Origin of the sequence: Paraburkholderia domus (assembly GCF_905220705.1) — a bacterium.
In the GTDB taxonomy this organism is placed as follows: Bacteria; Pseudomonadota; Gammaproteobacteria; order Burkholderiales; family Burkholderiaceae; genus Paraburkholderia; species Paraburkholderia domus.
Window position 1 is genome coordinate 187,402 of the sequence record NZ_CAJNAT010000003.1, and the last position, 12,581, is coordinate 199,982.

Annotated in this window: 12 protein-coding genes and 1 tRNA gene; 5 read left to right on the plus strand and 8 right to left on the minus strand. The window is 61.8% G+C overall.

From position 1 onward, the window contains the following. Window positions 1-15: 15 nt before the first annotated feature. Window positions 16-1,224, plus strand: coding sequence for a chromate transporter (locus tag KHO31_RS08685; RefSeq protein WP_201074977.1), 1,209 nt, complete (start codon window positions 16-18; stop codon window positions 1,222-1,224). 33 nt (window positions 1,225-1,257) lie between these two features. Here KHO31_RS08685 and KHO31_RS08690 read toward each other — a convergent pair whose 3' ends face one another. From KHO31_RS08690 to KHO31_RS08700, 3 genes are all read right to left on the minus strand, one after another. Beyond that, window positions 1,258-1,716 (minus strand): CopD family protein, encoded by a 459-nt coding sequence (locus KHO31_RS08690; RefSeq protein WP_211623064.1) that lies wholly within the window; start codon window positions 1,714-1,716, stop codon window positions 1,258-1,260. A 249-nt stretch (window positions 1,717-1,965) separates the two neighbouring features. Further along, window positions 1,966-4,287 (minus strand): DNA topoisomerase IV subunit A, encoded by a 2,322-nt coding sequence (gene parC / locus KHO31_RS08695; protein WP_201074975.1) that lies wholly within the window; start codon window positions 4,285-4,287, stop codon window positions 1,966-1,968. A 67-nt stretch (window positions 4,288-4,354) separates the two neighbouring features. After that, window positions 4,355-6,340: a DNA topoisomerase IV subunit B gene (locus KHO31_RS08700; RefSeq protein WP_201074973.1), complete on the minus strand. Its 1,986-nt coding sequence runs from the start codon at window positions 6,338-6,340 to the stop codon at window positions 4,355-4,357. A 54-nt stretch (window positions 6,341-6,394) separates the two neighbouring features. On the opposite strand from KHO31_RS08700, the gene KHO31_RS08705 reads away from it, so the two are divergent. Beyond that, the gene (locus tag KHO31_RS08705) at window positions 6,395-6,643 is read left to right on the plus strand and encodes a hypothetical protein (RefSeq protein WP_211623065.1); all 249 of its coding nucleotides are present in this window, start codon (window positions 6,395-6,397) and stop codon (window positions 6,641-6,643) included. Between the two features lie 114 nt (window positions 6,644-6,757). Here the strand turns inward: KHO31_RS08705 and KHO31_RS08710 are convergent, their stop codons facing one another. Continuing rightward, window positions 6,758-8,680: an ATP-binding cassette domain-containing protein gene (locus KHO31_RS08710; RefSeq protein WP_201074971.1), complete on the minus strand. Its 1,923-nt coding sequence runs from the start codon at window positions 8,678-8,680 to the stop codon at window positions 6,758-6,760. Between the two features lie 180 nt (window positions 8,681-8,860). Continuing rightward, window positions 8,861-9,262 carry a DUF4399 domain-containing protein gene (locus KHO31_RS08715; RefSeq protein ID WP_201074969.1) on the minus strand — a complete coding sequence of 134 codons (402 nt, stop codon included), beginning with the start codon at window positions 9,260-9,262 and terminating at the stop codon, window positions 8,861-8,863. A gap of 326 nt (window positions 9,263-9,588) precedes the next feature. Here KHO31_RS08715 and KHO31_RS08720 point away from each other — a divergent pair, with 326 nt between their 5' ends. From KHO31_RS08720 to KHO31_RS08730, 3 genes are all read left to right on the plus strand, one after another. Next, complete coding sequence (locus KHO31_RS08720; RefSeq protein WP_169486637.1) at window positions 9,589-9,780, plus strand: rubredoxin; 192 nt, start codon at window positions 9,589-9,591, stop codon at window positions 9,778-9,780. Window positions 9,781-10,011: 231 nt separating this feature from the next. After that, window positions 10,012-10,086, plus strand: a tRNA-Arg gene (locus KHO31_RS08725). A gap of 519 nt (window positions 10,087-10,605) precedes the next feature. After that, a complete protein-coding gene (locus KHO31_RS08730) occupies window positions 10,606-10,815 on the plus strand; it encodes a hypothetical protein (protein WP_201074967.1) in 210 nt (69 codons plus the stop codon). Between the two features lie 43 nt (window positions 10,816-10,858). Here the strand turns inward: KHO31_RS08730 and KHO31_RS08735 are convergent, their stop codons facing one another. The 3 genes from KHO31_RS08735 to KHO31_RS08745 all read right to left on the minus strand — a co-directional run bounded on the left by KHO31_RS08735 (window position 10,859) and on the right by KHO31_RS08745 (window position 12,431). Then, complete coding sequence (locus KHO31_RS08735) at window positions 10,859-11,566, minus strand: glutathione S-transferase N-terminal domain-containing protein (protein ID WP_201074965.1); 708 nt, start codon at window positions 11,564-11,566, stop codon at window positions 10,859-10,861. Between the two features lie 215 nt (window positions 11,567-11,781). Beyond that, entirely contained in the window at window positions 11,782-12,003 is a 222-nt protein-coding gene (locus KHO31_RS08740) for a hypothetical protein (RefSeq protein WP_201074963.1), read from the minus strand. Window positions 12,004-12,239: 236 nt separating this feature from the next. Beyond that, a complete protein-coding gene (locus tag KHO31_RS08745) occupies window positions 12,240-12,431 on the minus strand; it encodes a CsbD family protein (protein WP_201074961.1) in 192 nt (63 codons plus the stop codon). Window positions 12,432-12,581: the final 150 nt, after the last annotated feature.

Sequence of the window (12,581 nt, forward strand, 5' to 3'; positions counted from 1 at the left end):
GGGGCCCGCGGCACCATGCAGACGATCACGGGCCAGGAAGCCGCCAGAAGAGGAAAACGGGAACCGCTATGGACGCTGTTTCGGGTTGTGTTCGGCCTGTCGGCGTTGTCGTGGGGTGGCCTCGCGCTGATGGCGCAACTTGAAAATCACTATGTAGAGCGCGAGGGACGGCTCTCGCGCGTGGCATTTTCCGATCTGATCGCGCTGGCCTGGATGGTGCCCGGGCCGGTGGGCTGCAATGTCGCCGTACAACTGGGGCATGCGCTGCGCGGACGCGCCGGTGCCTGGGTGGCGGGCATCGCGAGCGTGCTGCCCTTTTTTACGCTGATGACGCTGTTTGCGATCTTCTATCGCACGCCGCTCGTGCGCGCCGCCGCTTCGCAAACTTTGCTCAATCACTTCAGCGTAGTGCTGGCAACACTGATCGCGATCACCTGGTACAAGCAGACGCGCGCGCTGGTGCGCGGCAAGCTAGAATGGACCGCGGCCGTGCTCGGTTGCGTGGCGCTCTTCTATGCGCACAGTCCCGCGGCCTACGTGGTCATGCTCGGCACGGCCTTCGGCGCCGGCTGGCTGGTCAGCCCGGATCGCAATACGCGCATCGTCGTGTCGATCGGTCGCGGCGACTGGCAGATGCTGGCGGGCTTGTGCGTGCTGCTGGTGTTGTTCGTCCTGCCGTTGCCGCATCGCTATGAACTGGCGTTGCTATGGCCGCGGCTGGCCGGTGCAGGCATGACCTTGTTCGGTGGCGGCTTCTCTGCGTTACCGGTGCTCAAGACGCTGTTCGTCACACCGGCGATCGGTGTGTCGGATAACGACTTCACCTTGGCGTTTTCGCTATCCCCGTTGTCGCCGGGACCGCTGCTGAATGTGGTGCCGTTCTTCGGCTATCTGGTGGATGGCTGGGCAGGTGCGCTGATCGCCACACTCGCGCTTTTTGTGCCGTCGGGCTGCCTCGTGGTGCTGGCGCAGCGGCATCTGCATCAGTTGAAGGCCAATCCGCGTTTCGAGCACGGCATGCGGATCTTGCGGGCAGTCACCACTGCCTTTCTTGCGGTCGCCGTACTACGCATTGCCGGGCATGTGCCGTTCAAACCGGTGTATCTGTTGACGGCCCTGTTCTCCGGCATGTGCTTCGCGAAGCTCAAGGTGCCGGTGTATGTGGTGTACGGGACCGTGGCGATCGTGTGTGGGCTGTGGCTGGCCTACGGCGCCATGCCGTAGGCGTTAGTAACTCTCGCTTGATCGCCAGGCTTTTCAGAACCCGCGCGACAGCACCGCCACACCGATCGTCACCACGCCCAGCACGATATTCACCAGTACCAGACGCCGGATCGTGCCGACTGCCTGGGCGCCGTCCGGCCACTTCTGCGCCTGCACCGCGCGGCGAATACGCGGGAACACGGCGAAGCGAATGTGCCCGAAGATCAGCATCATCACAATGCCGAGGCCGGCCATGGCATGCAAGGGCCACGTGGCGTGACCGCCGCCGAATTGCATCAGCAGGAAGCCGCCGGTGACGAGAATCACCAGCACGGCTGCGGCGACCCAATTGAAGAAGCGGCCGAACACCGATTCCCACAAAGGCAAGCGCAGCTGTGGCGAGAGATCGGCAATGGCCGGGCGCAGGCAGAAATGCGCGAATACCATCCCGCCCACCCACACCGCGACCGCGAGCAAATGCAAAAAGAGCACGAGTTCGATAGCTTTGTTCATGTTGTTTTCCTCTCCCGACGACGCCATACCGCTTTGACGAATGATATTAATTGCGGCTATTGAGCGCATTCGACCGCGCGCTATGCGTGCAGTTCCATGGACTCACGACGTCTTGACATTCTTTGTAGTTCTTATTGCAACGCGCCCGATTACGCGACGGCGCTGCACCCCGGATTTTTGCAACGCGCGGCGTGCGCGTTAAAGCGCACGCCGCGTTCATGCCTGGCTCTACCCTACTTCTATTTCTTATTACGCAGCAACGGGACGCATACCGTCAAGCTTCATCTTGCTCTCAGGCGCACGCCCCTTGCGCGCCCGCTTGCCAATATGCGGCGTGAGCGTGACACCGCTCAGCTTCTCTTCATCGACACGGCCACCGCGACGCGTACCGATCAACACCACGCCCGCTTTGTTGATGGACAGCGCCTGCACCAGCGTTTCGTTGTCGTCGAGCGCCATCAGCGTGACGCCGCGTCCGCCGCCCGAAAGCGTCTTCATCTCGTCGAGGCCGAACACCAGCAGGCGTCCGCCCGAGGACAGACACGCGATATGCGTCGCATCCGGCAGCATCGGCATCGGCGCGAGCGGCGCGGCGCCCGCGTCGATCGTCATGAACGACTTGCCGGCCTTCACGCGGCTCACCATGTCGCCGACCTTGGCGACAAAGCCGAAGCCGTTGCTCGATGCAAGCAGCAATGCCTGATCGGCGGAAGCCGCGTAGTAATGCATCAGATGGCTGCCCGACTCGAGTTCGATCAGCGACGTGACCGGCACACCGTCACCCCGCCCACCCGGCAGCGTGGCAACCGCCACCGAATAGACTCGGCCATTGCTGCCCCACGCGACCAGCGTATCCGGCGTGCGGCACTGGAACGCAGCGTAGAGTCCGTCGCCGGCCTTGAACGTGAAGCCGGCCACATCCAGGCCATGGCCCTTCAGCGCGCGTACCCAGCCCTTCTGCGACACCACCACCGTAACAGGCTCGTCGACCACGCGTGCTTCGAACGTGGCGCGCTTTTCCTGCTGGATCAGCGTGCGGCGCTCGTCGCCGTATTGCTTTGCGTCGCCTTCGATTTCCTTGATGAGCAGACGCTTCATCGCCGATTCGCTGCCGAGTAATTCTTCGAGCTTGGCCTTCTCGTCGCGCAGTTCGGCCAGTTCCTTCTCGATCTTGATCTTCTCGAGCCGCGCCAACTGACGCAAACGGATTTCGAGAATGTCTTCGGTCTGCCGGTCCGACAAGCCGAACGCGGCCATCAGCGCGGCCTTCGGTTCGTCCGACTCGCGGATGATGCGGATGACTTCGTCGATATTCAAAAAGACGATCATCCGGCCTTCGAGAATATGAATCCGGTCGTCGACCTTGCTCAACCGATGACGTGTGCGGCGTGTAACCGTCGCGAAGCGGAACGCGATCCACTCGTGGATGATTTCGCTCAAGCCCTTCTGACGCGGCCGGCCATCGCCGCCCACCATCACCATATTGAGCGACGCGTTCGATTCGAGGCTCGTATGCGCGAGCAACGTGTTGACGAAATCGGTCTGATCGATGCGGCTCGACTTCGGCTCGAACACGAGACGCACCGGCGCGTCTCTGCCCGACTCGTCGCGCACCGCGTCGAGCAGTGCAAGCATGGTCTGCTTGGTCTGCAACTGTTCAGGCGTGAGCGCCTTCTTGCCGAGCTTGATCTTCGGGTTGGTCTGCTCTTCGATTTCTTCGAGCACCTTCTGCGCGGCCGTGTTCGGCGGCAGTTCGGTGATCACGAGTTGCCACTGGCCGCGTGCGAGCTCTTCGATCTTCCAGCGGGCGCGCACCTTCAGGCTGCCACGACCGCTTTCGTAGGCCGCGGAAATCTCGGCGTCGCTCGAAATGATCTGGCCGCCGCCCGGAAAGTCCGGCCCGGCGATGTGTTGCATCAACTCGGCGTGCTCGATCTTCGGATTACGGATCATCGCGACCGCCGCTGCCGCCACTTCACGCAGGTTGTGTGACGGGATTTCCGTGGCCAGCCCCACCGCAATGCCGGATGCGCCGTTCAGCAACACGAACGGCAAACGTCCGGGCAGGAGCCTCGGCTCATCGAACTCGCCGTCGTAGTTCTTCATGAAGTCGACCGTGCCCTGGTCGATCTCATCGAGCAGCAGCTTCGCGATCGGCGTCAGGCGCGCTTCGGTGTACCGCATCGCCGCTGCGCCGTCGCCGTCGCGCGAGCCGAAGTTGCCCTGGCCGTCGATCAGCGGATAGCGCATCGAGAAGTCTTGCGCGAGACGCACGAGTGCGTCGTACGCCGACTGGTCACCGTGCGGGTGGTACTTACCCAGCACGTCGCCGACCACGCGCGCCGACTTCACGGGCTTGGCGTTATCGCCGAGGCCCATGTCGTTCATGGCGTACAGGATGCGGCGCTGCACCGGCTTCTGGCCGTCGCACACATCGGGCAGCGCGCGGCCCTTGACCACGCTCACTGCGTAGTCGAGGTACTGGCGTTCCGCATAATTGCCGAGCGTCAGGAAGTCGCCTTCCGGGGGCGGCGGCTCGGTGAAAAGGTCGAGAGTGTTATCGTCGTCCATCTAGATTCCGTATCCGTGTTTGGCGTGAAGTTTCATGCGAAGGCAGAGCGTTGTTAAGAACGCTCGCTCAGATATCCGCTTCCACTTCGTTGCCCTTTTCTTCCAGCCAGCTGCGCCGCGACGCCGCTTCACCCTTGCCCATCAGCATCGTCATGCGCGCCACCGTGGCGTCATAGTCGAGTTCGCCGAGTGCCACGGGCGTCAGCCGTCGTGTATCGGGGTTCATCGTGGTGTCCCACAGCTGCTCCGCGCTCATTTCACCGAGGCCTTTGAAGCGGCTGATGGACCACTGTGTCTCGCGTACGCCGTCCTTGCGCAGCTTGTCGAGGATCGCCTCGAGTTCGCCTGCGTCGAGTGCGTAGAGTTTTTGCGCCGGCTTCTTGCCGCGCGCGGGTGCATCGACCCGGAACAACGGCGGACGCGCCACGCACACATGCCCGCGCTCGATCAACTGCGGGAAATGCTTGAAGAAGAGCGTGAGCAACAGCACCTGGATGTGCGAACCGTCGACGTCAGCGTCCGACAAGATGCAAATCTTGCCGTAGCGCAGATTCGACAGATCGACCTTGTCGTCAGGGCTATGCGGATCGACGCCGATCGCCACCGAAATGTCGTGCACTTCGTTGTTGGCGAACAGGCGGTCGCGCTCGGTTTCCCACGTGTTCAGCACCTTGCCGCGCAGCGGCAGGATCGCCTGGTATTCCTTGTCGCGGCCCATCTTCGCCGAGCCGCCCGCCGAGTCACCCTCGACGAGGAACAGTTCGTTGCGGCCGATTTCCGTCGATTCGCAATCGGTCAGCTTGCCCGGCAGAACGGCCACGCCCGAACTCTTGCGCTTCTCGACCTTCTGGCCGGCGCGGGTACGTGCCTGGGCCTGTTTGATGACGAGGTCGGCGAGTTTCTTGCCGTGCTCGACGTGCTGATTCAGCCACAGCTCCAGGGCCGGCCGCGAGAACGACGACACCAGTTTCACCGCATCACGGCTATTCAGGCGCTCCTTGATCTGACCTTGGAATTGCGGATCGAGCACCTTCGCCGACAAAACGAACGACACGCGCGCGAACACGTCTTCCGCCAGCAGCTTCACGCCCTTCGGCTGCAGATTATGCAACTCGACAAAGCTCTTCACTGCCTGGAACAGACCGTCACGCAAACCGGACTCGTGCGTACCACCGGCAGGCGTCGGAATCAGATTGACGTACGACTCGCGCATGAGCGTGCCTTCTTCGCTCCACGCGACGACCCACGTAGCGCCCTCACCTTCAGCAAACGTCTCTTCGCTGGTGCGCGCGTTTTCGACATAGCGCTCGCCTTCGAACAGCGGAATCAGCAGATCGCTGCCGTTCATACCTTCGAGCAGGTAGCCGCGCAAACCGTCTTCGTATTTCCAGCTTTGCGTTTCGCCGGTTTTCTCGTTGATCAGCGTGACTTCGACGCCGGGCAACAGCACCGCTTTCGAGCGCAGCAGACGTTGCAATTCGCCGAGCGGCAGGTTCGGCGAATCGAAATACTTCGGATTTGCCCACGCGGTGACGCGCGTACCGGACTTCTTGTCGCCTTTGGCCGCGGGGCGTACTTCAAGCTGCTTCGCGACGTCGCCGTTGGCGAAACTCAGATCGGCGATTTTGCCGTCGCGCCACACGGTGACGTCGAGGCGGGTGGACAGCGCGTTGGTGACCGACACGCCGACGCCGTGCAGGCCGCCCGAGAACGTGTAGGCGCCGCCGGCGGCTTTATCGAACTTGCCGCCCGCGTGCAGACGCGTGAAAACGATCTCGACAACCGGCACGCCTTCTTCCGGATGCATGCCGAACGGAATGCCACGGCCGTCGTCTTCGACCGAGACCGAATGGTCCGCGTGCAGCGTGACCGTGATTTGCCGGCCGTGGCCGCCAAGGGCCTCGTCCGACGCGTTGTCGATAACTTCCTGAATGATATGCAGCGGATTTTCGGTGCGGGTGTACATCCCGGGCCGTTGCTTGACCGGCTCCAGGCCCTTCAACACCTTGATCGACGCTTCGCTATACGCGGCGTTTGGCTTTTTCGTAGACATGGTTGACTCGGGTGCGTCGGTTCATCGTTGTCCACAGGTCCTGTGGACAGGTCCGTGGACAATGCGTTGAGTTTTCAAAAAAAGCGAAACGAAACAACGGGGTTAGATGAGGTGCCCGCAGTGCGGGCAAGCTGTTTTGTCGCCTGGCTTCCCATTGGCTCACTCGACGGCGGCTCGACGCCGGTTCTACAGCCCGGCAACGGCCAGCCGGTGCGAACGCCGGGGGAAGCCTGTTCGCGGGGTATTTTACTGATTTCGATACAGGCGGCAATTCACGACGTGCGGGATTGGCCATTTGGATAAGGGCCGGCGCTCGGGTGCGGCCTATTATGAGACCGCGATGAGGCTGCGCCGCAGCCCCGGCCCTTAGCCTCGACGTGACGTCGGCGCAACCTCGGATCGCGCCGACTCCGTGCGTCACTTGCGCTTGTTCTCCAGCTCGTCCCAACGTTCCAGCGCGATCAGCAGTTCCTCGTCGATCGCGGCGTAGCGCTCGGTCAGACGCGTGCCTTCCTGAGCGTCTTTCGCGAAGACCGAACCGTCTTCGAGTTGAGCGCCGATGGTTTTCTGCTCGGCTTCGAGCGCGGCAATTTTCGCCGGCAATGCCTCGAGTTCGCGCTGATCCTTGAACGACAGTTTGGCGGAACGCTGCGTATTGCGGGCCGCGCCGGTGTCTTTCGCCGCTACTTCTTTGGCCGCTTCTTTCTGCGCTTCCTGTGCCATCTGCTGCGAGCGGTCGCGCTGAATCTGCCAGTCGGTAAAGCCGCCGACATACTCGCGCCACTTGCCCGCGCCTTCCGAAGCGATCACCGAGGTCGCGACATTATCCAGAAACGCGCGATCGTGGCTGACCAGCAGGACGGTGCCGTCGTATTCGGTCAACAGTTCTTCGAGCAATTCGAGCGTCGGGATGTCGAGATCGTTGGTCGGTTCGTCGAGCACCAGCACGTTGGCCGGCCGCGCGAACAGACGCGCCAGCAGCAGGCGATTACGCTCGCCGCCCGACAGCGACTTGACCGGCGAACGCGCGCGTTCCGGCGCGAACAGGAAGTCACCCAGATAGCTCATCACGTGCTTCTTCTGGCCGTTGACTTCGACCCACTCGCTGCCCGGGCTGATCGTATCGGCGAGGCTCTTGTCCAGATCGAGCTGAGCGCGCATCTGGTCGAAGTACGCGACCTGCAGATTGGTGCCGATACGCACCGTGCCTTCGTCCGGCGGCAACTCGCCGAGGATCATCTTCAGCAGCGTGGTCTTGCCCGCACCGTTCGGACCGACGAAGCCGATCTTGTCGCCACGCATCACCGTGGCCGTGAAGTTGTCGACCACCGTGCGCGAACCGTAGCGCTTGGTGACATCAGTCAGTTCGGCGACGATCTTGCCGGACTTCTCACCTTGGCCCACGTCGAGCTTCACGTTGCCCTGCACGTTGCGGCGCTCGGCGCGTTCGTTGCGCATCTGCACGAGCCGCGCGATCCGGCCGACACTACGCGTACGGCGCGCTTCCACGCCCTTGCGAATCCACACTTCTTCCTGTGCGAGCAGCTTGTCGAACTTGGCCGCTTCGACTTGCTCGACCTCGAGCTGCTGCGCCTTCCTAGTCTGGTAGGCGCTGAAATTGCCCGGATACGACAGCAGGCGCCCGCGATCCAGTTCGACGATGCGCGTGGCGACACGGTCGAGAAACGCACGGTCGTGGGTAATGAAAAGCAGGCCCGCGCGCAGCGACACCAGCAGTTCCTCGAGCCAGCGAATGCCGTCGAAGTCCAGGTGGTTGGTCGGCTCGTCGAGCAGCAGCACATCCGGTTGCACGACCAGCGCGCGCGCCAGCGCGACGCGTTTTTGCATTCCGCCCGACAGCGAACCGACCCGCGCCTCGCCATTCAGACCGATCTGCTGCAGCGTGGTGGCCACGCGCGTACTCCAGTTCCAGGCGTCCGAATGGTCGAGCGCCGATTGCAGCGTGTTCATGCGCGACATCAGCGCGTCGTGCTCCGGGCCTTCCGGTTCGTCGGCAAGCTGATTGGCGACCGCGTCGTATTGATCCAGCAGCTCGCGGGCGTGGGTCAGGCCGGCGGCGACCGCTTCGAACACCGTGTCGTCCGTATCGAACTCCGGCTCCTGCGGCACGTAGACCGAAGTCAAGCCCTGCTGACGCGTGACGAGGCCGTCGTCAGGCTTGGTCAGATCGGCGACGATTTTCAGCAGCGACGACTTGCCCGCGCCGTTACGGCCGATCAGCCCAACGCGCTCGCCCGCTTCGAGAGAGAAATCCGCGTGATCGAGCAACGCGACGTGACCGAACGCCAGTTGGGCCCCGGTAATGGTGTAAAGCGACATGGAGAATTGGAGAAGACAGCGATGAGTCGGAACTGCTCATTGTACCGGGCGCACGGGCGGGTGCCTGTCTGCCGGAAGAGATAGGCTGAATGGCCGGCTTGCAAAATGGATACTGAGTGCGAAAACGCGGCCGGGCGGTGCGTGCACACGCCCGGCCGGCCGTTCATCCGTGCGACACGCTTACTTCACGTGCACCGTGATGGTCTTGCTCATCTCCGGGCCATACGAACGATGCGCGCCGTCGCCGAATTGCAGCGTCAGGGTGTGGTCACCCGGCGGCAGCGTCAGATCGGTTTCGGTCTGGCCTTTGCCGAAGTGAAGCGATTTGTCGTTAGCGGGGATGACTTCGCCCTTGGGAAGCGGCTTGCCGTCGATCAGCAGATGATGGTGGCCCGTGCCTTCCGTCATCGTGCCGGCTGGCGCGATCGTCATTCCTTCGACGCCAAACACCACGTGCACCGGATTGCTGACGGTTGCGCCGTCCGCCGGCTGCACGAAAGACACCCCGGCGGCCTGTGCCGCGCCCGATACGGCGAGCAGCCCGGCCAGTACCGTACCGGCCAACCATTTGTTTTTAAACATCGTTTTTCTCCTTTTTGGGAAACGAGAGTCATGCGCGGGCCATGCAGACGGCGATGGCGGCTCCAGCCGTCTGAGGCCGATCGTCGCAATGCATGCCAGGCGCCCGGCGCGCCTGTCCAAAAGATGAGCTACGGATCGAAGCATACACGCTGTGTATGACGGGGTCCGTTACGCGGATCCGGACGCGTCTCAGGCGCTTTGCGGCGATGCCACATCGGCAATTTGCGGCCCGTTTGTCAAATTCCGGTAATATTGCGGGTCGCCGCCGTGCCCAAAAAAGGGGCAGACTGGGCGGATCAATGCACTGAACCAAAGAAGAGTACGTCGTGAGCGAAGTAATTGAAGTGATTGAATATAAGAGCTGGGTCTGCCTGATTTGCGGCTGGATCTACAACGAAGAAGAAGGCCTTCCCGAAGAAGGTATCGCCCCGGGCACGCGCTTCGCCGCGATTCCGGACGACTGGCGCTGCCCGCTGTGCGATGTAGGCAAGGCGGAGTTTGCGGTGGTGGAATTCTGAGTTAGCTCGATTGAGCCGGGGGTGCGCTGGTTGATGTAGCGCGCCGGGCGGTTCGCGCGGCCCAGTGGGTGATGCCTGCTGGGCCGTTTGCTTTGTGGGACGGGCTTTGCAGCCCTCCTCGCAGCTGGGCGTGTTTGATATACTCTGCGCTCGCTGGCGAATTTGGACTCGCCGGATCCTGCTTGGGGTTGTGAGTCGGCGGGATTGCAGCGATTATTTCAGTTTGGTCCTCTCCCTGTAGTTCAATGGATAGAACAAGTGCCTCCTAAGCGCTAGATACAGGTTCGATTCCTGTCAGGGGGACCAACTAGTTTCCGAGTGTCGCCAAAGTTTTACTAGAAAGCCCCGTACTGCCTTGTGCTGCGGGGCTTTTTGCTGCCTTCGATATCGACGTTTGGCAGTGCACAACCCGGATTCCGCGAAGACATTGCCGAATGTCCCCCAGATACTTCCAAGACCACGAAACTCGCCCCTCCGCGCCGGCCTGAAAATCCAACGCCACTTGTCACGCAAGATGTATCACCGCCGTGACCGCGGCGGCATGCTTGCGAACGACGCGCAAACGCGCATCGCACCAGCCAGAGCAAGCCACGCCGTGCGGTTCGGCGCTTCGTGCTGACCCGGCAACGTTTGCGAAATGGCGCGCGGCAAGCATGGTGGAACCGGCGCACTGCGCCGGTTCCACCCTCGGTACACGAGAAATTGTTCACCGACGACCGTCCCCCAGATCAAGGATCGCCGAACATCCACAAAATCCATGCGGCATGCGAAAGCAACTTGCACGGCGGGGCCTAAAGTAATTCCAGCGGCCGCCGAAAATCAGGCATGGACAACGACGACCGCCTCCGCCCCGGCCACCCTCTTTATGAAGAAGCGATGGCCCTCGAATTGACCGTGCGCACTCTGCGTCACGCACAGGGCAAGAAGAATCCCGAAGACGTTCTCTATGGCTCACCTGCATGGGACGTCGTCAGCGAGCAGTTTGTGCGCGACCTTTATCGTGCGATGGGCGGCGATCCACACAAGTTGCCTTGAGCCTGGCTAATCACCCTTCGACTGCCACGGCCGCTTTAGGAAATCACGAAGGCCGCTTCGGAATCTCCAATCCCTTCGCCACCGCCGGACGCGCCACGAACGCAGCCAGCACCCGCTTCACATTCGAAAACTCGTCGATCCCGACCAGGTCCCCTGCTTCGTAGAAGCCGATCAGATTACGCACCCACGGGAAGGTCGCGATATCGGCGATCGAGTACTTGTCGCCCAGGATCCAGTCGCGCCCTTTGAGCTGCTGATCCAGCACGGCAAGTAGCCGCTTCGACTCGGCGATATAACGATCACGCGGGCGTTTGTCTTCGTATTCCTTGCCGGCGAACTTGTGGAAGAAACCCACCTGGCCGAACATCGGGCCGATGCCGCCCATCTGGAACATCACCCACTGGATCGCTTCATAACGGCCAGCGCCGTCCTGCGGAATCAATTTGCCCGTTTTGTCCGCCAGATAGATCAGAATCGCGCCCGATTCGAACAGCGGCAGCGGCTTGCCGTCAGGGCCGTTCGGATCGATGATCGCCGGAATCTTGTTGTTCGGATTCAGCGACAAAAACTCAGCGGACATCTGATCGTTCGTATCGAAGCGCACGAGATGCGGCTCATACGGCAGACCAGTCTCTTCGAGCATGATCGACACCTTCACGCCGTTGGGCGTCGGCAGCGAATACAGCTGAATCCGGTCCGGATGCTCGGCAGGCCATTTCTTCGTGATCGGGAAGGCGGAGAGATCGGTCATGGTGACGGTGTAACCCTTGTGCGTGAGTTGCGGCTGGAAATCGGAATCGGGAATCAGCGATCGGCCGGAAGACCGAAAAGAAAGACCCGAACGCGCGACCGCCAAATATAAACCGCCTCAGCACAACGCGTGCGAGCTCGCCTCAGTTCACCCTAACGCGAACGTGGCCACTCGACGCCCCGCCCTGCCGCACAACCTCAAGAAGGCACCAAGACTCACCATAAGTCCTTGGTCGCCGTGCCGGCGCGCAGGTTATACCCTTCGCGCCACAATGCCGCGCCGACCGTCAGCAGCAGCGTCTTCTGCTCGCCGTCGAGTTGCTCCCACGTCGCCGCCAGCCAACTCGCAAAACTCGCACAGGTAGTTTCGAGGTCGACAGGCGCTTTGCCCTCCAGGTACTGCCGTTCGAACATCGAAAGCACTTTTTCGGGTGTCATGGGCCGCCTCCTCCGTGTTGGATGCGCCAAGTCTAAAGGCGGCGCACAGCGCGCGGAGCGTTCGCGGCGTGGAACCCGGGTTACTCCCAGGCAAAAACGGCGCGGCGTCTCGCGCCTGGCCGCCCATTTCTGATGCCTGACAACTGAAGCAACTGAAGCCCGGCATCCCACGCCCCGTAACAACAGAAAAAGGCGCCGCAGCGCCTTTTTCCCGTCAAGCGACATCGCAAGCCGGCTTACGGCGCATTGTGCTTTGCTCTGTCCTTGGCATCCTCTTTGGCGTCGCCATAGGCCTTTTGCACTTTGCCGGCGCCTTGTTGAAGGTCGCCCTTGAGCTCCTTACCCGGATTATTGGTGACCTTACCGACCACTTCGTTGACCTTGCCCTTCACCTGCTCGCCTACACCCTTTACCTGGTCCTTATTCATGTTCGGCTCCGATATCTGGAATGCCGGCGCAACATTGCGCCAGTATCCCTAGGCCAGCAACGGGCGTGCCCGCGTCCGCCGCCACCGCGCTTCGCTCGATAAAGGCACTCGCAAAAATATTTCAAAAGAGCCCTAAAGTCCCGCCACACC

What these genes read in the sequence shown, in the direction of transcription:
- KHO31_RS08685 (WP_201074977.1), top strand. Translation starts at nt 16, where the DNA reads ATGCAGACGATCACGGGCCAGGAAGCCGCCAGAAGAGGAAAACGGGAA.
- KHO31_RS08690 (WP_211623064.1), bottom strand. Translation starts at nt 1,716, where the DNA reads ATGAACAAAGCTATCGAACTCGTGCTCTTTTTGCATTTGCTCGCGGTC.
- parC (WP_201074975.1), bottom strand. Translation starts at nt 4,287, where the DNA reads ATGGACGACGATAACACTCTCGACCTTTTCACCGAGCCGCCGCCCCCG.
- KHO31_RS08700 (WP_201074973.1), bottom strand. Translation starts at nt 6,340, where the DNA reads ATGTCTACGAAAAAGCCAAACGCCGCGTATAGCGAAGCGTCGATCAAG.
- KHO31_RS08710 (WP_201074971.1), bottom strand. Translation starts at nt 8,680, where the DNA reads ATGTCGCTTTACACCATTACCGGGGCCCAACTGGCGTTCGGTCACGTC.
- KHO31_RS08715 (WP_201074969.1), bottom strand. Translation starts at nt 9,262, where the DNA reads ATGTTTAAAAACAAATGGTTGGCCGGTACGGTACTGGCCGGGCTGCTC.
- KHO31_RS08730 (WP_201074967.1), top strand. Translation starts at nt 10,606, where the DNA reads ATGGACAACGACGACCGCCTCCGCCCCGGCCACCCTCTTTATGAAGAA.
- KHO31_RS08735 (WP_201074965.1), bottom strand. Translation starts at nt 11,566, where the DNA reads ATGACCGATCTCTCCGCCTTCCCGATCACGAAGAAATGGCCTGCCGAG.
- KHO31_RS08740 (WP_201074963.1), bottom strand. Translation starts at nt 12,003, where the DNA reads ATGACACCCGAAAAAGTGCTTTCGATGTTCGAACGGCAGTACCTGGAG.
- KHO31_RS08745 (WP_201074961.1), bottom strand. Translation starts at nt 12,431, where the DNA reads ATGAATAAGGACCAGGTAAAGGGTGTAGGCGAGCAGGTGAAGGGCAAG.